At 41.3% G+C, this 23,991-nt stretch carries 9 protein-coding genes and 8 pseudogenes; 11 read left to right on the top strand and 6 right to left on the bottom strand.

Annotated elements, in window-relative coordinates:
- Positions 1-270: 270 nt before the first annotated feature.
- The 4 genes from Vt282_RS15095 to Vt282_RS15080 all read left to right on the top strand — a co-directional run bounded on the left by Vt282_RS15095 (position 271) and on the right by Vt282_RS15080 (position 4,183).
- On the top strand, positions 271-735 hold the full coding sequence (locus Vt282_RS15095; RefSeq protein ID WP_162063904.1) for a TetR/AcrR family transcriptional regulator: 465 nt from the start codon (positions 271-273) through the stop codon (positions 733-735).
- Positions 736-966: 231 nt separating this feature from the next.
- Entirely contained in the window at positions 967-1,167 is a 201-nt protein-coding gene (locus tag Vt282_RS15090; protein WP_162063903.1) for a hypothetical protein, read from the top strand.
- Between the two features lie 17 nt (positions 1,168-1,184).
- Positions 1,185-1,430, top strand: a complete 246-nt coding sequence (locus tag Vt282_RS15085; RefSeq protein WP_162063902.1) for a hypothetical protein — start codon at positions 1,185-1,187, stop codon at positions 1,428-1,430.
- A gap of 719 nt (positions 1,431-2,149) precedes the next feature.
- Complete coding sequence (locus Vt282_RS15080) at positions 2,150-4,183, top strand: hypothetical protein (protein ID WP_162063901.1); 2,034 nt, start codon at positions 2,150-2,152, stop codon at positions 4,181-4,183.
- 912 nt (positions 4,184-5,095) lie between these two features.
- Here Vt282_RS15080 and Vt282_RS21760 read toward each other — a convergent pair.
- From Vt282_RS21760 to Vt282_RS15060, 4 pseudogenes are all read right to left on the bottom strand, one after another.
- A pseudogene (locus Vt282_RS21760) lies at positions 5,096-6,845 on the bottom strand (sodium:solute symporter family transporter).
- 388 nt (positions 6,846-7,233) lie between these two features.
- Positions 7,234-7,773 (bottom strand): annotated as a pseudogene (locus Vt282_RS15070) (bifunctional 4-hydroxy-2-oxoglutarate aldolase/2-dehydro-3-deoxy-phosphogluconate aldolase).
- 67 nt (positions 7,774-7,840) lie between these two features.
- A pseudogene (gene kdgK / locus Vt282_RS15065) lies at positions 7,841-8,770 on the bottom strand (2-dehydro-3-deoxygluconokinase).
- Positions 8,771-8,803: 33 nt separating this feature from the next.
- Positions 8,804-9,125, bottom strand: a pseudogene (locus Vt282_RS15060) (cupin domain-containing protein).
- Positions 9,126-9,469: 344 nt separating this feature from the next.
- On the opposite strand from Vt282_RS15060, the pseudogene Vt282_RS15055 reads away from it, so the two are divergent.
- The 4 genes and pseudogenes from Vt282_RS15055 to Vt282_RS15040 all read left to right on the top strand — a co-directional run bounded on the left by Vt282_RS15055 (position 9,470) and on the right by Vt282_RS15040 (position 15,238).
- Positions 9,470-11,643, top strand: a pseudogene (locus Vt282_RS15055) (heparinase II/III domain-containing protein).
- Positions 11,644-11,645: 2 nt separating this feature from the next.
- Positions 11,646-13,797: pseudogene (locus Vt282_RS15050) on the top strand (heparinase II/III domain-containing protein).
- Positions 13,798-14,204: 407 nt separating this feature from the next.
- The gene (locus Vt282_RS15045) at positions 14,205-14,519 is read left to right on the top strand and encodes a chondroitinase-B domain-containing protein (RefSeq protein WP_162063900.1); all 315 of its coding nucleotides are present in this window, start codon (positions 14,205-14,207) and stop codon (positions 14,517-14,519) included.
- A 365-nt stretch (positions 14,520-14,884) separates the two neighbouring features.
- Entirely contained in the window at positions 14,885-15,238 is a 354-nt protein-coding gene (locus Vt282_RS15040; protein WP_162063899.1) for a chondroitinase-B domain-containing protein, read from the top strand.
- A gap of 1,814 nt (positions 15,239-17,052) precedes the next feature.
- Here the strand turns inward: Vt282_RS15040 and Vt282_RS15035 are convergent.
- Positions 17,053-18,828, bottom strand: a pseudogene (locus Vt282_RS15035) (sodium:solute symporter family transporter).
- Between the two features lie 650 nt (positions 18,829-19,478).
- A complete protein-coding gene (locus Vt282_RS15030; protein WP_162063898.1) occupies positions 19,479-19,994 on the bottom strand; it encodes a LysR family substrate-binding domain-containing protein in 516 nt (171 codons plus the stop codon).
- Positions 19,995-20,557: 563 nt separating this feature from the next.
- Here Vt282_RS15030 and Vt282_RS15025 point away from each other — a divergent pair.
- From Vt282_RS15025 to Vt282_RS15010, 3 genes and pseudogenes are all read left to right on the top strand, one after another.
- Positions 20,558-22,330, top strand: a pseudogene (locus Vt282_RS15025) (sodium:solute symporter family transporter).
- A 687-nt stretch (positions 22,331-23,017) separates the two neighbouring features.
- Positions 23,018-23,740: a hypothetical protein gene (locus Vt282_RS15015; protein WP_162063743.1), complete on the top strand. Its 723-nt coding sequence runs from the start codon at positions 23,018-23,020 to the stop codon at positions 23,738-23,740.
- Positions 23,715-23,984 carry a hypothetical protein gene (locus Vt282_RS15010; RefSeq protein WP_162063897.1) on the top strand — a complete coding sequence of 90 codons (270 nt, stop codon included), beginning with the start codon at positions 23,715-23,717 and terminating at the stop codon, positions 23,982-23,984. Before Vt282_RS15015 ends, Vt282_RS15010 begins: the two co-directional genes overlap by 26 nt.
- The last annotated feature ends 7 nt before the right edge of the window (positions 23,985-23,991 follow it).

Raw genomic sequence — 23,991 nt, 5'->3', positions numbered from 1 at the left:
AACAAAACAACATCGCTTTTAGTGTTAATTCCAACATTACGCACAAAAACTGTTTGAAAGCACCTTTACGGGAGAAAATTAACGGCAACCGCATTTCTCTTGTTTAACGTCACTCTTTATAGCTTTTCACTCTATCTCATTCATTTATTTCTTTGTTTAAAATACAATTCGTTATCTCATACAATTTGGTCTTTAATGGTAACGTAGTACAACCTTCGTCTCCGTTTCCATCGTTGTATGCATTTTGCTATACCATCAGAGAGTCCATTCATGGCTAAAATATCGGCAGAAGAAAAGCACCGCAAAAAAGCAGAATTTGATGCTCACATCTATGACATTTTTATTAATGAAGGATGGGATGCCGTCACGTATGAAAGAATGGCCAAAGACTTCGGTACTCGCAAATCAAGTATCCAGCGCTATTATGGAAAACGTCTGGACTTTGGTAACGCATTACAAGGTAAGATCCTACCTATCATCCTTCCGTTGCTCGACTTTTCTGACAAAGAGGCGTTTATCGCCTCTTGGCTACTGGCACTCGACAACCAAACGTTTCGCGAAGTAAACAAACTGCTAATAGAAAATGCGACAGGTTCTGGTGTTGGTGGCTGGCAAGGCGTAAATCGCCTACTGCATATTATGAGAAACACCATGTCAAATAATGATGCGGATGCAGCGATAACAACCTGCCTAGGGAAGACCGTGCTGTTTTTTCTGGCCCCAGCAAACCAATAACGACAAAATACAGACTAAAAATTATTGCGAACGAGTACTCATTATTTTAGTATTCTCTTGTGGGGAGCACATATGCTCCCTTTATTTTGAACCATAAAGCGTACCAGTACTCATTAAGGGTGTAAATAAACGATCCACTCAACCTGTTTGACGGTTAACAGTGATCATTCAACCATGTAGTGCTTTGAAAATATGGATAAATAATAATTAAGAAAACTTAGGACACTCAAAATGCATTTAAGCGCTTGTAGAATAGTCAAAAAAAACCTCCAAACCTTTCGTTTTACCTGTGTTGAAGAGACACTGGAATGGTTAGAAGAACATCGTGATATCGAACGTGTTGAAGTTGACGCTATCGATAACGAAGAAAATATTCATTCTTACACCTTTTGCACCATTGACGAGTCCATAGAAAACTTGATGAATCTCTAAGTAAGAAGGATGCCACTGTGAAAAAATTATATTGTTTGAAGCTGTATTATAAAAACGATCAAGGAGATGGCGTCGAGTTAAGCTCAATGGAAAAGAGTAATAATGGAGAAGTCGTTACACAATGGCTTCTGACTCCACGCACAAAGGGACAATCAAAATACTTCCTCGCCCTTGTCGACCAAGAAGACATGTGCATTGATGCCAAATACATTTCTCGCCAGACCATGCTGGTATGTCTTGAACGTTGGAATGAACCTCTTTGACCGTAATGCACCAATGGGCAAGTTGCTTCATTTGAGAAGGTAACTCGCCCTATTCATCAACCAGCCTCACCTTCTCTCGGTTCTAGCTTGCCATACAACATCTCAACCAGAGCAAAAAGTTACTACTTCTACTTGCTTTCTCTCGCATTTATTTTGCAATAAGCACAACAGATCCTAATAGTAAGAATTTTTTTAGAATTATAGAAATTACTTCGATTCATACGATCATTCATGCACTTAGTCATTTTAGCGCTTTTGTTTAAACAATATAATCTCGACACCACTTGCGATTTTGTTGCAGATCATAAATACAGATTAATCAATAGCAAATTAAATCTCTGTATATGAGCAGACCGACTGCCGTTCTCGTAACTCAAGCAAGACAATTATTTTTTTAACAATACCTTATCACTCTACCAATGGTTTTATTAAGTCGATTCGTAACAAGTGGCATGGAACGATATTGAAGCAAAAGGATTATAAAATCTCATGGATCATTTTTATTAATACTAAAATCGGCTTATTAATTTGGATAATTTTAATTTTTCTTTACGAAAAGTGAAGCCAAAGCTTTAGAAGAAAAGAAAGCTAAATTACTTAGTGTACGCAGAGATACAGATCTGACAGAAGATGAACGTTTAGCAATATCAAAACTTTTAGAATTTGATGTTGATGCTAAAGAAGTTTACTACATTACGGATCATTTCGAATTGCATTCTATGCCTGATGAAGAAGAGGAAGGGCAAAAACGGTTATTTATGGCCATTTGCGATTACGTTGTCGCAATGCCCGAAAATGCCTTCTATTACCTTGATGAAGAAGAGATGATGGCTGAAGTCGTCGTTAGCAATGATGTCATGTTCGTTGTCCGCTTAAATGATTACACAATTGTTGATGATTTGAATGACACGCTTACTCAACCAGCAAATACCCAAGCCAACACAGAACAAGTAACTCACAAATTCACTAGCCAACAACCAAACTCAGATCGAACCAAAACAACTCTCTCAAATAAAGAGCAAAACATCGGCGAACTGTATCAAGCGGTCAATGTTGAGACCCACTCAAACGAGTCGATAGAATCGACATCACCCACTAAACCTAAAACCGTGTTGAAATCAGAACGCCAGGCGACACTTACTGAGGCTCAGTATCTCTCACCGTCATCATTCAGACTTTTGATGGCTGCTCTTATCGTCGTCGCGACTGTCATTTTTTCACGTACACAAACGTTTGACTTTGCGATAGAGCCAACGTGGCTTCCAGCCGCAACGCTCGCTACAGTTTGTATTATCGCCCTACTGTTACTTAAAAAAGATACCACCAAAATTAATCCAACACGCCTAACTGTAAAGCGCTACTTCGGCAAAATAGATGCCATTGAAACTTCGGCGAATATAAGTTGGATTCTATTCACCGATCCTAACGGAGAAACGAGTAAGGCGTGGATACCCAACCGATGGCAGAACACCATTAACTTAACACGCGAAGTCTATTTTGAAGTGGAACCAACGCATTCTGCTGCACTACGTGTTGACCTAAACGAGATCTCAGAACAAGATCTCGCCAAGAAAAAGCCTAAATATCTTTTCGCTGCTCTCGGTTTACTGATAAGCATCGCGATTATTGCAAGCAATACCAAATTTGCATGGCGAGACGCGAGTATCGCGATACTTAAACACAGTGAATCACACAATATTAGCAACGTTGATGACTGGTCGACTCTCGACTTAAAAGTAGGCGATACCATCTCCATAAATCAGCCCCGTTTGTGCATTGATGGTTACGATGAGCAATACAACCCCGTCTACTGCCAAAGCTTTTTTTACCCATTGACCAATGAAGCATTCAACGTGCTTCCTGATACAACATTCGTAGAATCCTACAAGCATTTCATAACAAAACAGCCTGATTATTTCCCTCAAATAACAGAAGGTTTGTATTCATACCTGTCAACACTGTTCCTATTAAAGCAACAATCTTCTGACGACCTATACAACAAGACTATTCGCCCTCGCAGAGAGCTGATGATGTTTAACATTGCTAACCTTAGAGCAATCGCCAACCACTTGGCACTTTACTGTCCTGAGAATAGAAAAACGACAACGGTTAAGTTGACAGAAACGGAAAACGCTATCGCTGAGAATTGCCAAAATTTTAAAGCCGAGTTTTCTATTCTATGGCGCGAAACCACCAGCAGTGAATGTGAAAACTCCTGTTGGAATGAGGCTTTGCAAGAAAGGGAATTCGATGATGATGAGACGATAAAAAACATCGATGAACTCACGCAATACAAAATGAGTTTAAACCAACTGCAAGACGCGATTTGGCTGCAAACTAGAGAGTCGTTGCACGTGGCACGCCCAAATCAGGCGTATATCGTCGTCAATTGGAATGAAACTGATCATGCTGATTTGTATCAAATCACTCGACTACGTACAGAGTTAAAGCACGATTATCTTTCTGGAAAAGTTGAGCTGTTAGACGAATTGATGCCTCTACAAACGGAAATGGCTCAACAATCGATTCAAGGAACCATCCTAGAGATCTACGCTGACGGGGGGCCAATGAGGATCAGCCTAGCCCCACCGATTAGCCACCAACAAGCACTAGAGAATATTATTGAGCATGCTCTGATGGCACTTTTTGGCGTACTTGCTCTATTGATGCTGTTTTCTTACCGATCAAATAGTCGAAAGAGCAAACCTCGCAAAGAAAAACGAGATAACAGCCAAGGGGCATGGATCAGTTAGGCATCAACTAGAATAAACCCGAGGAGCATAATCTCCGGGTTTCAATTCAATTTGCTACATTTTGCAAAGTCGATGTGTCTCTAGTGTGGATACTTACCTACGACTCAGACAAAAAGAGCCGCTAAAAGCGGTTCTCAATTAATCTATAGGCTGTTGAAACAACCATAAAGTGATATTTACAACTTCTTTTCTTTCATAATGTTATCAAAAACAACCATATTTTGATATTTCCAAAACAACCATAAGTTGATATTTTGTGAACCCATCGATGCACTACAAGGTTCGCCGTAAGAAAATTACTTACAGTATTAGTGAGAATGCATCATCAACCCTATTTATGTTGGATCATTTTAGTGTCTAGTCAGAAGGCTCAATAGACAAAAAGAGTGTATGAACTTTTTGGGTCAAATAATGCAATCACCAGTTTACAGCCCTCACTGTTTAGGAGATTCGCGATACGTATTGAACACTTCTATGTTAAGGCCAGTGACATTTTCAGACACCAACCAGAAAGTGCCAAAGTATAAATATCACTTCTTACTTATTTGGAAATTCTGTTTTAATCCCTAAACAGAACTTATTGTAAATACTGAATTTCTGTTCTTAGCATTCCCAATTATCGTTGCAGTCATCTCATACTTCACCTACTCACGTTTCTGTAAACTGAAAGATCAATATCTAGTAGATATGACATCCAAACTTGCCACAACGAAAGATTCAGAAATCGCAACCATTAGCGAAGGAGACAGCAAAGATTGCGCTCGTTAATAACAAAAGCCACGTATAAAAAGTTGTTGTACCGTGTAACATAATTAAACGAAGCTCATGCCAAGCATTAGCCCAACGATAAGATATTCGATAAAAATCACCCCGTTGGGTGATTTTTATTATCGCTCGACCTGTTAGTCACAATTAACTGCGACTTCTAGCCAACAACTTTGGGCTTTGATTACCTCGCGCTGCGTTGACCAGCAACACCCCAACCGATAAGACAATTGAACCACATAAAATAAACAACATTCTCCCTGTTGGTTCATTTGGAATCAACGCCATCGCTAGGATACCAAAGCCGGCAACACTAATCAGCTTACCTAGCATACCGCGTTGTTTAGTATCTAGATTTTGCTGCTCTTCGCTATCGGCAACTAACGGCGTATTCCAGTTTTCAAACAGTTGATCGACTTCTTTCTCACGCTCAGGCGATAGCCCCTGTAAAACGAGTGGTGAGTAAGAAGAAACCACCGGTGAAGACAACGTGTGCCGCTAGGCTCAAACCAACTTTCAGATCCGCCCATTCACGTGCAGTGAAAGCTTGTTCTAAGCCAAACAGGCGCTCAACGTCTTCTGCTTGCGGTGATATACCGAATATATAAGAAACAAAACCACCAACCACTAGCGTTGCCCACCCCGCCCAGTCAGGAGTCTTACGAATCCACATACCAAGCAGTACAGGAATAAGCATCGGGAAACCAATCAAAGCACCAACGTTTAATACGATATCAAATAGACTCAAGTGGCGAAGAGAGTTAATGAACAAACCAATACCTATGATGATGAAGCCCATCATGATCGTCGTTACTTTACTAACAACCACCAGCTCTTTTGTGACGCATGCGGGCGAACAATTGGACTATAAAATTCATCACAAATATGCCCGCATTTCGGTTAAGACCCGAGTCCATTGAAGACATGGTTGCTGCGAACATCGCTGACATAAGAAGACCCACCATACCTGCTGGCATTACGTTTTGTACGAAGGCTAAATAAGCTGCATCACCGCCAACCGACCCGTATTGCTCGGCAAAGTCAGGCATAAATGCCGCGACATACCAAGGCGGTAGGAACCAAATAATTGGACCCACAATCATCAATACGCAAGCAAGACCTGCAGCTTTACGCGCATTCTCACTGTCTTTAGCAATAGTAGCGATACGCGTTGATGCTATTATTCATCACACCAAACTGCTTAACGAATATAAAGACCACCCAAAGAACAAAATACTGATGTAATTTAAGTTGTTACCCAACATAAAGTCGCCATGGAATTTTGACACGATGTTACCGATACCACCGCCCTGAAAGTAAGCAGCGACCGCACATGTAATCGTTACCGCCATGATAACCAGCATTTGCATAAAGTCAGAAGCAACAACCGCCCACGAACCTCCAGTTACCGCCATCAGCATCAGCACTAAACCGGTTACGATGATGGTCGCTTCCATAGGAATATTGAAGACCGCCGCAACAAAGATTGCGAGACCGTTCAACCAAATACCCGCAGAAATCAAGCTGTCCGGCATGCCTGCCCACGAAAAACTGCTCTGAAGTTTTACCGAAACGCTGACGAATAGCTTCAATGGCTGTCACTACACGCAATTGACGGAATTTCGGGGCGAAATAAAGGTAGTTTAAGAAATAGCCAAATGCATTAGCCAAGAATAGGATTACAACAACGAAACCGTCGCTGAACGCGCGTCCTGCGGCACCTGTAAACGTCCATGCTGAAAATTGAGTCATGAAGGCGGTAGCACCTACCATCCACCACAACATCTTACCACCACCTCTAAAGTAATCGCTGGTCGATGTAGTGAACTTACGAAACATCCAACCAATTGCAACAAGGAAGAAGAAGTAGGCAAGAACAACGAGTATCTATAGTCATTTTTTCAGCCTCTTAAGTGTGATCATTTTATGATTTCTAGCTTACTTCGATTTATTTTTCATTTGTACTACAATAATCTTTTATTGTGATCTCAAACAAAACTTATCGTGACAATAAAACCATGAAAATCCCTTTCAAAATAAGCAACACTTGCCATTGAGACTTAATAAACATTGAATCAATCAACCATTATGTAATACAAATAAGCAAAAGATCTCTGTAGTTATGGTCCACATTAAAACCGAAATCACATTATAGGCAAAAAAGCGAGCCTAAGCTCGCTTCAAAGTAACTAAATATGATTCTAATTTAATATCAGAAGTTTACGCTACATTGTCAACCGCATCGCGCACGAGTTTACCCAGTTCGTCCCAGCGCCCTTCGTCGATCAGGTTGGTTGGCACCATCCAGTACCACCACAAGCTAGCACCGACGGCACAGCTAAGTATTGGTCAATGTTTGAAAGGCTAACGCCACCTGTAGGCATAAACTTAACTGGATATACAGCCGTTAACGCTTTGAGCATCGCCACACCACCTGAAGGCTCCGCTGGGAAAACTTTAATGTGCGTAACCCCATGTCATCGCTTGTTCAACCAAGCTTGGGTTGTTCACTCCAGGTACAATCGGAACCTGCTTATCAAGACAGTACTGAACTGTGCGTGGGTTAAAACCAGGGCTAACAATGAAATCCACGCCAGCATCTATCGCTTGGTCAACTTGCTCGTTCGTCAACACGGTACCTGCGCCAATAAGCATTTCAGGAACTCATTACGCATGACACGAATCGCGTCGACAGCGCACTCGGTACGGAACGTGATTTCAGCACAAGGCATGCCATTTTCAACCAGTGCACGACCTAAAGGAATCGCATCTTCAACCTTATTGATGGCAATAACAGGAATTACTTTAACTGTGCAGTTGATCATTTAACGTAGTCATAAAGCTCTCAATAAAACAGTTGATATCACTTGGTCATGATATCAACTCGTTCGATTACAATGAAATTTGGGTCATCGCCTCTAAAGGAATGATGGCGCCTTTGTATTGAATAACGGTACCAGCCATACAGTGCCCACTAAAAGCTGACTCCGTTGGCGTGCCACCCACAAACCTTTTCGCGAGAAAACCCGCGCTAAAAGAGTCGCCTGCCGCAGTGGTATCGACCACATTATCGACCTTATTCGGCTCAACAAAGTGCTGCTGATCTTCGGCAACAACGAGACACGCTTGGCTACCTCGTTTGATGATTATTTCTTTAACGCCGAGCGAAGCCGTTCTCTCAACACACTGTTCTAGATTTGTATCGCCGTAAAGTAACTGATCGTCTTCAAACGTTAATAAAGCAATGTCCGTGTTTTTCAGGGCTTTTAGATACCATGAAATCGCTTCTTCACGATTTTTCCACAGTTTAGGACGATAGTTATTATCGAAAATAACTTGCCCACCTTGAGCCTTGAAATCAGCAAGGAAGCTAAATAATTGCGCCCTTCCTTCTTCCGTTAAGATAGCTAGGGTAATTCCGCTCAGATAAACCGCATCATAACGATAAAGTTGATCTATGATTCGTTTTGAATCATCTTGCTCGAACAAATACTTTGCCGCCGAGTCACTTCGCCAATAATGGAAATAACGCTCACCTGCCTCATCCGTTTCAATGTAATAGATACCAGGTTGCTTCTCTTACCTTGAGTACCAAGCCAGTATCAATACCTTCTTGAGACCAAGAATCCACCATTTCTTGACTAAATGGATCATGACCCACAGCAGTGACATAACTCACTTTTAGGTCATAAGATTGCGTTAAACGCGATAAGTACACCGCCGTATTTAGAGTATCACCACCAAACGTTTGACGAAGCTGACCATCCTTTTCTGTAGCTCAACCATACATTCGCCAATGATTGCAATATTCATTTTTTTCATATGCTTGCCTTAGCAACGAGGTTGCGCGAACGTTTATTTAAGAAAGTCTTCACGGGCTGGGTTAAAATATCAAGTAGGACACTGTCTTGCTCAAGCGCTACCGCTCCATGAAGCAGATGCTTGCGGGCAATAAACGCGTCACCCTTTAAGGATGGTTTTGACCATCAACTTCCGCTTCGAAGCTACCATTAACGACATAACCAATCTGATCGTGAATTTCATGGGTGTGTGCAGTACCAATCGCACCTTTATCAAAACAAACGTGCACAGCCATTAAATCGTCTGTATAAGCGACAATTTTTCGTTTTATACCATCACCGAGTTCTTCCCATGGGTGCTCACTAGCGATAAAAATGGGTTCATGCTTTGACTCCTAAATGTTGAAACCACCTAAATACGTTAAACCGTGAGCTTAACGATTGGTGGTAAATTGCAATACAAATCATAAATCAACGACATAATTTGTCATACAATATATCATTATTTGTGTGATTCAAGTCATAAACAAGACGATAAAACAAGATCGCAACATGCCATAAAAACCTAACCACCAATAATAGACCGCTTATAAATCAATTGCTTATATAATTTATAGTGAGCTTGATCTCTCTTTTCCCTAATGGAACTTAAAATAAAGTTATTATTGTATTACTTTATGTCGAGACGTTTTCATATTCCAATTATTGAGGGTCATAATAAATGACTGCACAACCGATTTTATTGACTGAGGCAGAAGTCGAATTACTACGAAAAGAAGTCGGAAAGCCGAGTTTGATGGGTAAATCCATCGAAGCGAACCGCAAAGAGCTCGAATTGTTTATGCGTCTACCTTTAGACGTACCAGCTCACGGCGAAGCTGGCGGCTATGAGCACAACCGCCATAAGCAAAACTATACCTACATGAACTTGGCAGGTCGTTTATTCTTGATCACTCAAGAAGAGAAATACGCACAATTTGTTAAAGATCTTCTCGCTATATACGCAGAGAAGTACCTAACTTTGATTTCCACGTACAGAAAACACTAACCCAACCGGTCGCCTTTTCCACCAGATCCTAAACGAACACTGTTGGTTGATGTTTACCAGTCTTGCGTACTCTTGCGTTGCATCTGTCATGACAGCAGAAGAGCGCAAAGCCGTAGTTGAAGGTGTTTTCGAACCAATGCTTGAGATGTTCACGGTAAAATACGCTCATGACTTTGACCGTATTCATAACCATGGTATTTGGGCTGTCGCGGCTGTCGGTATTTGTGGGTTAGCGATTGGCAAGCCGGAATATCTTGAGATGTCGGTATACGGTCAAGACCGTGACGATACGGGTGGCTTCTTAGCACAAATCTCTCGACTGTTTGCCCCTTCTGGTTACTATATGGAAGGTCCTTACTATCATCGCTACGCCATTCGTCCTCTTTGTGTATTGGCTGAAGTGGTACACCGTCATATGCCTGAAGTAGACATCTATAACTACAAAGACAAAGTGATTGGTAATACAGTACAAGCAATGCTAGCAACGGCTTATCCGAATGGTGAGTTCCAGCCTTGAATGATGCATCTCGCACCATGAGCATTACCGATATGGGTGTTCAAGTTGCAGTGAGCGTTTACAGCAAACACTACGGTATGGATGACAACATCCTAGGCATGGCGAAGATTCAAAACGCCGTTTGGATGCACCCATGTGGTCTTGAGCTTTCTCAAGCCTACGATAAAACCATCGCAGACCGTGAAATCGGCATGCCTTTCTGGCCTAGCGTAGAGTTAAACGAAGGTCCAAAGGTAACAATGGTGCCCAAGGTTTTATCCGTATGCAAGATAAAGCCGGTGACGTATCACAGCTAGTGATGAACTACGGTCAACACGGTATGGGACATGGAAACTTCGATACGCTTGGAATTACTTTCTTCAACCGAGGTCAAAGTGCTACGTGAATACGGCTTCTGTCGCTGGGTTAACGTAGAACCTAAATTCGGCGGTCGCTACCTAGATGAAAACAAATCGTACGCTCGTCAAACCATCGCACATAATGCGGTGACGATTGATGAACAATGTCAGAATGGTTTCGATGTTGAGCGCGCTGATTCAGTCCATGGCTTGCCTCACTTCTTTAAAGTAGAGGGCACAGAAATCAACGGTATGAGTGCGTTTGCGAACGACCATTACCCAAATACAGACATGCAACGCAGTGTGTTCATGCTTAACCTAGATGAGCTTGAAGCACCGTTATTACTAGACCTTTATCGCATCGAAAGTAAATGCGAACATCAGTACGACTACTCTCATCAATACGATGGTCAAATCGTACGTACTAACTTTGATTACCAAAGCTTTGGTGAATTGAGCACTCTTGGCAAAGACTTCGGTTACCAACACCTTTGGAAAGTCGCTAGCGGCAACGTGCAAGATACGGCACTGGTTAGCTGGCTACAAACAACACCTACTACACTTGGTTAGGCACGAGCAACAGCACCAAGCAGAACGGTGACAATGAAGTGATCTTCACTCGCACTGGCGCCAATGACCCAAGCTTTAACTTACGTAGCGAACCCGCATTCATTCTGCGCAGCAAGGGCGAATCGACGCTATTTGCTTCTGTGCTAGAAACACACGGCTACTTCAACGAAGAGTTTGAGCAGTCGGTGAATGCACGTGGTCAGGTGAAAGATATCCGCGTCGTGGGTTACAACGCCGTTGGTAGCATCGTAGAAATCGCAACCAAGAAATCACTCGTTACTGTGATGATCAGCAATGTACTAGGCGCTAACGACCAAACCCCACATCAAGTAGAATTTAACGGTAAAACCTATAGCTGGAATGGTTTCTACTCTCTAGAAGTGACTAGTGTAGAAAACAACGCATTCGAGCAGGAGAAATAATAATGAGTTACCAAAACCAACCTTACCAACCGCTATTAATGAACTTTGAAGAAGCGGCAGAGCTGAGCAAAGCACTTGGCACGGATAGCCTATTAGGCAAGGCACTAGCGCGTGATATCAAACAAACTGACGCTTACATGGCACAAGTAGGTATTGAAGTTCCTGGTCACGGCGAAGGCGGTGGTTACGAACACAACCGCCATAAGCAAAACTACATCCACATCGATCTCGCGGGTCGCCTATTCCTTATCACTGGCGAACAGAAATACCGCAATTACATCGTAGATATGCTAACGGCTTACGCGAAGGTTTACCCAACGCTAGAAAGCAACACCAGCCGTGACTCTAACCCTCCGGGTGATCTTCCACCAAACTCTAAATGAGAACATGTGGATGCTATACGCGTCTTGTGCGTATAGCTGCATTCACCTTGGAAGAAGAGCAAAAACACTGATTGAAAACGACCTGTTCAAGCAAATGATTGAGCTGTTCGTGGTAACTTACGGTCATGACTTTGATATCGTACACAACCACGGTTTGTGGGCAGTAGCAGCAGTCGGTATCTGTGGTTACGCGATTAACGATCAAGAAGCGGTAGACAAAGCACTTTATGGCTTGAAACTGGACAAAGTCAGCGGCGGCTTCCTAGCTCAGCTAGACCAACTGTTCTCGCCAGACGGCTACTACATGGAAGGTCCTTACTACCACCGTTTCTCGCTACGTCCAATCTACCTATTCGCAGAAGCGATTGAACGTCGTCAGCCTGAGCTTGGTATTTACGAGTTCAACGATTCAGTAATCAAGACAACGTCTTACGCAGTATTTAAGACGGCATTCCCAGATGGTACTTTGCCTGCCTAAACGATTCATCGAAAACGATTTCGATTAATGATGAAGGCGTAATCATGGCAACATCAGTATGTTTCCACCGTTACGAGCAGTCTGAAACGCTACTTGGCATGGCAGACCACCAGCAAGACGTTTGGGTTCATATCTCAGGTAAAACGTTGTCTGATGCGGTTGCAGCGACAGACAACATCAAACCGTTCAACTGGGGTAGCCTATTCGTAACTGATGGCCCAGAAGGCGAAAAGGCGGCGTCAGCATTCTTCGTCACCGTGACGAGAAAGATGACGACACTATGGCCTTATCTGGTTTGGTCAACACGGCAGCGATCACCAGTACCACTCAGCCCTAGACCACGGTCACTACGATGGTCTACACCTGAGCGTGTTTAACCGCGGTCATGAAGTGCTGCACGATTACGGCTTTGGTCGTTGGGTAAACGTTGAGCCAAAATTTGGTGGTCGTTACATCCCAGAGAACAAGTCTTACTGTAAGCAGACGGTCGCGCACAACACGGTAACGGTTGACCAAAAGACGCAAAACAACTTTGACACAGCGCTAGCTGAAACCAAATTGGCTCGAAGCACTTCTTCAAAGCTGATGATGAAAAACTGCAAGGCATGAGTGGTCGCATTTCTGGTTACTACAATGGCGTTGACATGCAGCGCAGCATCATTCTTGCTGAATTGCCAGAATTTGAAAACCACTTGTGATTGATGTTTACCGAATCGAAGCAGACCAAGAGCACCAATACGACCTGCCAGTGCACTACTCTGGTCAAATCATCCGTACAGATTTTGAATACGATGTCGAAAGCACGCTGCGCCCAATGGGCGAAGACAACGGCTACCAGCACCTATGGAATGTAGGTTCAGGCCAAGTTGAAGGCAGCTCACTAGTAAGCTGGTTGCACGACAACAGCTACTACTCGCTAATCACAAGCGCGACAAACGGCGGCAAAGTGTTCTTCACTCGCACTGGCGCAAATGATCCAGACTTCAACTTGAAGAGCGAGCCTGCACTGATCCTACGTCAATCAGGCCAGAACCATGTATTTGCCTCAGTACTAGAGACACATGGTTACTTCAATGAGTCTATTGAAGCATCTGTAGAGCTCGAGGTTTAGTTAAAACAGTTAATGTTTTAGGTTGCAATGATACGGGTACTGTTATTAGCATCGAAACAACATCTGGTACGACATACCGTTTCGCTATTTGTAACTTAAATGAAGAGAATCAAAACGCAATGCATAGTGTTGAGTTTGATGGTGTAGATTACGCTTGGGAAGGCGCATTCGCACAAATTTAATTACTATACAGCCTCATAGTGATTAAACATTCGGAAAATAAGTCAAAGCCGAGTTAATCTCGGCTTTTTATAAATACACAACATTATTGCCACTCTCATGTTTTACGTGAATTGGAAAGCTAAAACACCAATATCAACCAACATAATTCAGCAAACTAGTCGGCCCTTATCCTTTCTCACACACATTGTTTTAACATTATTCGCCCAACTCAATCCTCCGATAAATCATCAACATACATTTTTGAGACCACAATCAAGCTTAACCAAAAACAATAAAATAATATTGTAATACAAGAATATTTATTCATATTATGTTCTTTAGCTAGAATTTCTTGGCTAAATTACCCTACTGGCTTTTTACATATACAGAGACGTAATATGAAAAATCTATTTTATCGACAATCATTTTGCTTTGTTGCAACTCATCTTATGCCATTGACTTAGATGATATTTCTCGCGATGGTTTACTTAGCAGTGAGCGCTTGTCTCCAATTTCATCTGAAACGCTAACCACTCATTCAGAACAAACGGTTCAACTTCTGAAAGAAAAATTAGAATCAGCCAAAGATGGCGATATTATTTCAATAGCCAATGGTAAATACCCAAATTTAGGTAGCGTTAAAGTCTCGGCTAATAATCTAATCATCAAAGCCGACAATGCGGGACAAGCATGGTTAACCGGTTTAGTTCAACTTAATATCAACGGTAATCACACTCATTGAAGGCGTTGTATTTACGGAAGGTGGTCCAGATGAGAATCTGGTGGTCTCGTTTTCAATGGTGATAATAACACCTAACCAACTCAACGTTTTACTACTTTAACGATGGTTACCGTTATCAACCCGATGACAAGCGCCAAAGTACCCCAAACGTTTATGGATCACCGTATGGGAGAAAATGCCACTATTAGCTATAACCGCTTTGAAGGCAAACAAAACGCGGCGCGCTGATTTTACTACAAAGATTCAACACCTGATAATCACAAAGTCGAGCACAACATCTTCCTAGATATGCAGAAAAATCTCTATGGTGAGCTCGATAACAAACAGAGCAATTCGCTATAACACCAATAGCTGGAAGCTATCAAATGGGATTTAGCACCACATCGCAGTTTCCTTCTAATTCTAGTTTCAGCCATAACTTAATGATAAATATGGATGGTGAACAAGAATTAATAGCTGTGAAATCAGGCGGTAATAAAATTGACGGAAATACGATTTATCAATCGGCCGGCTTAATTTCTCTAAGACACGGCAAAGCCAATAACATTGAAAATAATATCATTATTGGCGCCCATAAAGCACAGACTGGCGGCATTCGTATTTACGATGAAGACCACGTAATCCATAACAATTACATCATACAAACTGCTGGGGGCGATGAGGGGTTGCCGGTAATGCCGATGTGCGAGCAGGATAGTAATCAACACCGGTATTATTGATGTAGCCAAAGGTGAAAAGCTCCAAAGAAACTAAAGGCAAGAGTTAAACAAACAATGGACACCAAAAAACATTCAGATTTCTAACAACACTTTAATAGGAAATGAATACGGTATTGTATATGGCGAACAAGTTCACCGAGTCAGCATATGACAACAACATCGTCAAAACGTCTTTGGAGGAGACCAAATTCACTTTAGTTACAATCTAGTTGATGCAGGCACACTAAATAATGTGGCGGTAAAAGACAGGCATTACACCTCTGACTAACGTGACTAATGAAGGCGAAGTATACATCGGAGAGATAATCAACCCTACCTTTGTTAAATCACATCAAACAACTTTACCAAGATCACAAAATACGCGGATTCACATCATCACCAGCCGTTGGTGTTGATGTATCTAAACTAAATATTGTTACTGCTGATACAGCAGGCCAGACTACATCATCAACAAATAAACACTCAATTTTTAACTAAGTACGCCATCGATAATTAATTTTATTGGTGGCTAATTTTATTGAATCATATAAAAGAATTACAACATGAAGAACTATCAAGAAGATATTATTTGTTTTAAAGAAATCGTGTATGGAGAACATATCAAGGAGGCATGTTACTCGACAAAATAAATAATCATCCATCACCACAAGATTCACACTTCCCAGAGGAATGGATTGCATCAACGGTAAAAGCAGTAAATAGCGGTCGAGAAGATATTAGTGAAGGCATTTCTATTACAAACATAGATGGTAGTGATGTCGAGTTCACAAAGCTAATTGAGTCCAACCGAGTTACTTTTTAGGAAGTGAACACACTGCACGATATGGTAATAATCCAATGCTATTAGTCAAATACTTAGACTCATCTGTGCGTTTACACTTCCAAGTTCATCCAACTGTAGAGTTTTCGCGTCAATATCTCAATTCCAATTCAGGGAAAGCTGAAGCGTACTACTTTATTGATTTCAGAGAGTCAATCGAAGAGCCTTATATCTATCTCGGTTTCAAAACCCGCCTTCAAAGAAGAGCTAAAAGATGATAGAAACTCAAGATATAGACGCAATGGAGCATTGTTTTGAAAAAATAAGCATTTCTCGAGGCGATTGTTTTATATACCAGGTGGAATGCCTCATGCCATCGGTGAAAATATTCTCATGGTAGAAATCATGGAGCCATCCGATTGGGCTGTTCGTTTTGAGTTTGAAAAATCGGGCTATACACTACCAGAAGAAGCACGCTTTATGAAACGCGACTTGACTTCTGTCTTGACGTATTTAATATGGATACAATGTCAAACAAGAAGTCCTGAATACCTTAAACAACGAAGCAACGCAATTACGACTCAATCTCCTATAAGGAAGTACTAATCGATCAATCAGTAACATCCTGCTTCCAAGTCAGCAAATCAACTATCAAAGGTAATATCTGCAAATCTGACCAAGCTTCTATATTGGCATCATCGTCCAAGGTGAATGTACTGTTCGATGCGGCAACCATGTCCATCATTTAAAACAGTTTGATAAATTTTTCTGTCCTGCAGGCTTAGACTCACTCAACATCGAATCAACAGATGGGGTGGAACTTCTCGTGCTACCCACCTCACTAACAACCTACTGATTATTTATTATGATAAAGGCATCAGAATATCTCTGCTTGCCTTTTATTTTCGTCTACATTTTCACAACATTCCGTGCCTATTTGATTTCATCAATAATATCTTCTCGTTTGCTATTTGAACTAAACGTGTAATGACTTTCCTAAATTTTGATCAAAAAGCCTCAAGACTTTGGCTTGGGCTTACAAGATAAGATGATGTTATGCTGATTCTTGACTTAAAACCAACGCTTTATCTTCATCTTTAACTTTCGCAGCACGTAATAGTAAGAAGCTAATAAAGCCGACAATTGCCGCCATCAATAGATAGAGAACTCGTCCCCATAGAGGATTTGGAACCAGTACCAATAGTGTTAGTGCTCCGCTAGCCATGAGCAATACTCGACCAAACAAGTAATGCTGCTTTCTATCCATTTGGCGTGTCTCGGCCGATTCTTCAACCACTACAGGCGTATCGACATTGCTAAAGAACTTATTGATCTCTTCAGCTCGTTTACCTACAGGTTCTTTGTAGAAGAATTGTACACAAGAAAAGCCACCTGTAATACATACGTGACCAACAACACCGAGAGTAATTGACTTCATCTCCGCAAATTCACGAGCAGTCAACGGTGTATCTAAATTGAAAACGTTCTGGATCATTTCAGGAGAAACAACAAACGCAATAAATGACACACAAGCACCTACAGCAATCGTTGCCCATCCAGCCCAATCTGGCGTTTTACGAATGAAAACAAAGTAATGACGGAATCAGAACAGGAATGCAACCAGTGTACTTACTAGCATTAATGCATCGAATAGACCAAAGCCTTTCAATTCGCTCATCGCCAAACCAGCAACAATAATCAATAAACCGAATAGAATGGTCACAATCTTACTTGCTGCTAGTACTTTAGCTTCAGATGCATTCTTATTGATGTATGGCTCATAAACGTTTTTTGATGAAAATACCTGCATTACGATTTAACGCTGAGTCCATTGAAGACATCGTCGCAGCAAACATTGCTGACATCATCAAACCAATCATACCCAAAGGCATTTCATTGCGAACAAAACAAAGTAAGTCGCATCACTCACTTTTGAGCCGAGCCTCTAATCCCCATGTAGATGTATCTGGGTAATGCCCTGCTACAAACCATGCTGGTAGGAACCAAATTAGCGGGCCAACCGCCATTAGTGAACAGGCTAAAATCGCAGCTTTGCGTTGCATTGCGCGTATCTTTAGCTGCAATATAACGATATGAATCGATCATATTGTTCGTACTAAAGAACTGCTTCACAAAATACAGATAAACCAACCAACAAATAGATAAGCATAGGTATAACCTTCACCTACGAATTCACGATCAGGCAATCCGGCTTCTAAAATTGGAGCAACACCACCCGATTTCCAAACAGCTACGACAGTCGCAATAAATGTCACCACAGTAATAATGATCATCTGTAGAAATCTGACGCAACAACAGCCCAACTACCACCAATTAGAGACATAACGAGTACAACTAGACCAGTTGCAATAATTGTCGTGCTAATGGAATGTTAAATACCGCACTTGCAAATACAAGCCAAACCATTAAGCCATAACGATGCTTGCAAGACGCTTGATGGAACGGTTGCCCAAGTAAATACTTGCTCACTAACCGGGCCAAAACGCATACGAATACCCTCAATAGGGCTGATAATGCGCATCTGACGAGCTTTGCAGCAAAGAACAAGTAGTTGCAGAAATAACCTAATGCGTTAGCATAAAAATCACAACAACGGATATACCTACCGTTAACGCCTTACCCATTACACCGGTGAATGTCATTGCACTGAGTGCTGTCATAAATGCAGTGGAACCAACCATCCACCACAACATTTTGCCGCCGCCACGGAGTATTCGCTCGTTGATGATCCAGATGTATCCTTAAACATCATTCCCAGTCCAATCAGGAAGAGGAAATATACGAGCACAATTATGATATCTATATTCATATCCATAACCTTTAATAGAAAGCAATCCATGAAAACTTTCTTAATATAGAGATAACGTTGGTATTCAAATCGTCAATAGCGCCGATTTGAAGATGTAAAACCTATCTTTATAGATATCTAAGCCAGAAACTTCCAAGCCTATCCTAGGCTATTTACCCAAACGCGATATTGTTAAAAGAAGTGGTCGCGACACCAAATATTAGATGAATTAAACTTGATTCCGGTTGCAAAACTTTTCGAGCACAGTGTCATGCCAATTGATAAATCATACATTTAATAATGCCAACTTTTACCAACAAAGCTGAATTACCTAAAATTCACAAGAAAGTTCAATATCAAAGCAAGATCACACAAATGCCACAAATTCACACTTCTACAGTTAGAATTATCTCTCAACAGAAGTTAGTCAAATTTGTCATACAATATTAGTGATCATCTTCACATCGAATGCTTCTGGCCGTGATCAAGCACAAGTTCAACAGGTTGTTGGATAATTGAATTTAAGTGATATGAAATATTTGAGGAGGGTAACACGCTTTGATATGTTATAAACACAAACAAATAGTGATGTTTTAAACTTTTTACACTAGTTTTTAAAACAAAAGCTCATTGTAAATAATGAGCTATTGATTCATCTAACGAATATAAATTTAATTACCTATCATGTTTTCAATGCGGACTTTATGTTCCTCACATATTTTCACAAAACTATCTAACTCTACGCTCGTATTTTCTTTGTGGTAATACATATACAGCGGCATTGGGTAGCTCAATTCTTTGATACGTCGACAAACGCAGTGCTCGTTGGTTAGAAACTTGATACAGCTTGGAGCAATTGATACCCCTAATCCCGATGAGACGAAAGTCGCCATATGCCGCATATTGTCTGGGTAGTAACTCATTTGTGGTGTAAAGCCATGTTGTTCACATAAATCCAGTATATGTTTGAAAACATTAGACCAAACTGCTCTGTGGAACATCATAAAACGCTCTTTATTCAAATCTGCTATGGAGAGCTCTGATTTATTCGCTAAATGATGATTACTTGGTACAACAGCCACCAAATCATCTACGTAAATTTGACGTCGAACAAACTGTTGATCATTCAATAGTGGTTGATCACGGCAGAAAATAACGTCGACACGTTTTCCATCAACGCAGTGCATTGTTCTTGACCTGACATCTCATACAAATAGGTTGTGACATGGGGATGTTGCATTGAATAGTCACTAATAATCTCAGGAATAAAACAAAGAGGCCGCTGTAGCAAGGTAACCAATGTTCATTTTGCTAACTCGATCACTATTTGCTTGGCTGACTAAATCAATCACCCTGCTATTATTCTCGAGTATTTTCAATGCCTCAGAATAGAGTAATACACCAGCAGGAGTAAGCTCTACCAGATGTGTGTTGCGATAGAATAGCTTCACACCAACTTACTCTCAAGCTCAGATATATGCCGAGAAACTGTAGGTTGAACGGTATGTAACTCTGAGCTGCGGCAGAGAAATTCTTATGTTTCACCGCAACAACGAAGGTTCTCAGTGTTTTTATATCCATAATTTGCTTATTCGTTTTTGTATTATGATTATACAATAATATCATTTCCTCATTAATCCCATCAATTTTATAGTACTAGCCGCAACAACTCTCCAAACGGCAGGATTTTGGTCGAGAGAGTCTTACAAAACAAAACAATATTCGCTCCCTACGTATAGGAACTTACAAAATGGATATCGATATTCTGATAGTGTTGGTTTACTTTGCCTTCTTAATCGCTTTAGGCTGGGTATTCCGCTCTGCCGCTGACAATACTAGTGAATACTTTCGCGGTGGTGGTCGTATGCTTTGGTGGATGGTCGGCTCTAGTGCTTTCATGATGGCGCTCAGTGCAATGACATTTACAGGCTTGATGGGAAAAGCTCTTACAAGTGGTATGTCTGTTGCCGTCGTTTTTGCTAACGCATTAGGTTACTTCTGTAACTACTTATTCTTCGCAGCAAAAGCTCGTCAAATGCGAGTCATCACACCACTTGAAGGGGCTCGCATGCGCCTTGGAAAAGTAAACGAACAAGTTTTTACTTGGGCTAACGTTCCACTAAGCGTTCTTCAAGCTGCAATTTGGCTAAACGGCCTTGCGGTCTTTACAAGTGCTGTCGTTGACGTTCCACTTGAACAAACAATCATTGGTGCAGGTTTAGTCGTATTAGTCATGTCACTTGTTGGGGCAGTTGGGCAGTTATTGCATCTGATTTTATGCAAATGATCATCATCACAGTGATGACTTTTGTCGCTGCATTCGTTGCAATTTGGAAATCAGGTGGTCTCACTAACCTAATTGAAGTTGGTCTTCCGGCACAAAACTGATTGGTGAGAATTACAGTTACACCTATTTGTTTGTTGGTTGGTTTATCTGTATTTTGTAAAACAGTTCTTCAGTACCAATAATATGGTGGATTCCTACCGTTTTATCGCATCTAAAGACACCAAAACGCTCGTAAAGCTGCACTATTGGCATGTTCACTAATGATTGTGGGTCCACTAATGTGGTTCCTTCCTGCTTGGTATGTCGCTGGTCATTATCAGACACAAACACATGGGGTCTTACTGGTCTTGGTAGCAAAATTGCCGATGCAACTTATTACATGTTCGTTAAACGCGAAATGCCTGTCGGCATGGTTGGTTTGATGCTTGCCGCTATGTTTGCAGCCACGATGTCTTCAATGGATTCTGCATTAAACCGTAACGCAGGTATTATCTTAAAGAGTGTTTATGAACCATACCTATGTAAAGATTTCTCTGAAAAGAACTTAATGTTCGTCAGCAAAATTTTAACCGGTGCTTTTGGTATTCTGATCATCGTGACTGGTCTATTCTTAACATCACTCAAAGAGTTTGGCTTATTTGACCTTATGATGCTGGTTGGCACTCTTGTGGGCTTCCCGGTGCTTATCCCTTCTATTTTATGTTTCTTTATCCGTAAAACACCAGATTGGGCCGGTTGGGGTACGATCTTAGTTGGTATGTGTGTCTCTGCAATTATCGCATTTGGTATCACTCCTGAAACGATTGAATCTCTGTTAAACCTTGAAACTCCACTTACCGCACGTGAATTCTCAGAAATGAAGTCTGTTACGTTAGGTGTAATCGGTCATATGACAATAACACTACCGTTCTTTGTGTTATCTCAATTCTTCTACAAAGAACCATCACCTGAACGTGCTGCCGACATCGCAAAATTCTTCCACAACATCGATACCGAAATCGTTGTCGAAGAAACAGAAACGAGCATCATGATGGACAACAAACAGCATGAATTATTGGCAAAAATGCTATTAGTTGCTTCTGTATTCCTAGCGGCCTAGCCCTAATTCCAAACCCTATCTGGGGCAAAATGCTGTTCATATTAGTTGCCGCCATTGTTGCTGGTATTGGTTTACTACTAATCGCAACCAAACGCAAACTACCCCGCTTTACCAATACGGCGTCACAGTCTATCTAATTATTTACTTATAGAGATGGGCTTTGCCTCTATCTCTATCTTTAGGAAAAATCATGTCTGTACAAAAGAAATTCGGTGGTGAACTCAGCGACGAAGAATTTCTGCAAGTTTACTCTCTACACAGCACAAAGTAACAACCATGCCGATGATACTACACGTGCACAAATTTTAGGCTTCACTCAACCAGAAGTCCGTATCGCACCAGAACAATTGTACGTATTGGTGAGAACCAAATTGGCTCACATTCATACGTAGGTTTATACAGCTATGTTAATGGTGATATCCATATTGGCCAGCGTGTGTTTATTGGTCCACACGTTTCAATCGTCGCTTCAAATCATATTTTGACCCAGTAACAGGCTACTACAGTGGGCGTAGTGACTTAGAAGGTAAAGTCACTATTGAAGATGGTGTTTGGATCACTTCAAACGTAGTCATCACCCAGGGTGATAATCGGTCAAGGTGCACTTATCTGTGCGAATGCAGTTGTAACTGGCGATGTACCAGCCTATGCGATTATGGCCGGAGCACCTGCTCAACAAATTGGTCATGTCGATTCGAAAACAGGTCAATACACTTGGTATGCAGAGAGAAATAACATGTTAACCCTAGAGCGTAACCACGATTTTCAAGTATTTGTTTCGCCTAAAATCATCAAGTGTCATCGGTTAACCCTCCTCGATTCACTTGGCCAGAACAAAACGGAGAGAAAATTACACATTTGTATTAGAGCACACGACATTTAACCATCGTTGGCTATACGAGAACACCAGCTCACCTGTACAAATCCCTCAAATATTACCTAATGGTGATTACCGATGGTATGTTAGTGACTCAAATGGATTGCGCTCTCAATGGCATCATTTCTCGATAAATCAAACTAGCCAAGCATATTTACCACCTAGCGCTAAAGAATTATTTGAACTTTGCTCAAATCGCGAACAGTTCATGATGTATTTCGACGAAGATATTCAAGAAGTAAAACAAGAATCTTGGTTGGTATATGAAAAATTCAAACGCACTGCTTCGTTTACCGATCTCGATGCAATTCAATACCCAAATCATTATCGAAGAGGTAAAGAAGAGGCAAACACTGCTATTGCTAATGTGCGCCGTTGGATTGACAGAGATTTAATGTCATTAACTCTACTCTATAAAATTTGGGGAGTTGAAGACGATGGCCAACTGGCGGTTAAATTACTTTTACAATTAGCGGAGTGGAGCCGGAAGGTCCTGCATCCCTACTTCGCCCATGTACATGGGGAGATGAAGTTGGCTTGTCTCTTTCACGCAACCTATTTTAGCCTATCACTGGTTGTCACCGCTTTTAACCGAGAGCGAGAAAGAATATGTTCGTCCAATGCTCGTTCGTATTGCTTATCAGATGGAAGAACGTTTAGCACAAGATGAATTCAAACAGTATCCTGGGCACTCTCATACTTCTCGCCTTCCTTCATACTTGGCATTGCTGCTTGTGCTGCATAAGGAGTATAAACTTGAGGAATGTGAACGCTGGCTGAATTATGCCTTAATGATTTATCAATGCGTTTTACCATTTTATGGTGGTGAAGATGGTAGTTGGGCCGAAGGTCCATTTTACTCTTCGTCATACAGCAAATGGCACCATCCATTTTCTTGTCTGTTGAACGATTAAGTAATTT

It is taken from the genome of Vibrio taketomensis (assembly GCF_009938165.1).
Classification (GTDB): Bacteria; Pseudomonadota; Gammaproteobacteria; order Enterobacterales; family Vibrionaceae; genus Vibrio; species Vibrio taketomensis.
Note: the sequence above shows the minus strand (reverse complement) of the source record. Positions and strands in the feature narration are given on the sequence as shown.

Bases quoted from the DNA above. Each gene is read 5' to 3' on its own strand.
- Vt282_RS15010 (WP_162063897.1), top strand. From the start codon at position 23,715: ATGGAAGAACGTTTAGCACAAGATGAATTCAAACAGTATCCTGGGCAC.
- Vt282_RS15030 (WP_162063898.1), bottom strand. From the start codon at position 19,994: ATGCACTGCGTTGATGGAAAACGTGTCGACGTTATTTTCTGCCGTGAT.
- Vt282_RS15095 (WP_162063904.1), top strand. From the start codon at position 271: ATGGCTAAAATATCGGCAGAAGAAAAGCACCGCAAAAAAGCAGAATTT.
- Vt282_RS15040 (WP_162063899.1), top strand. From the start codon at position 14,885: ATGGGATTTAGCACCACATCGCAGTTTCCTTCTAATTCTAGTTTCAGC.
- Vt282_RS15080 (WP_162063901.1), top strand. From the start codon at position 2,150: ATGCCTGATGAAGAAGAGGAAGGGCAAAAACGGTTATTTATGGCCATT.
- Vt282_RS15090 (WP_162063903.1), top strand. From the start codon at position 967: ATGCATTTAAGCGCTTGTAGAATAGTCAAAAAAAACCTCCAAACCTTT.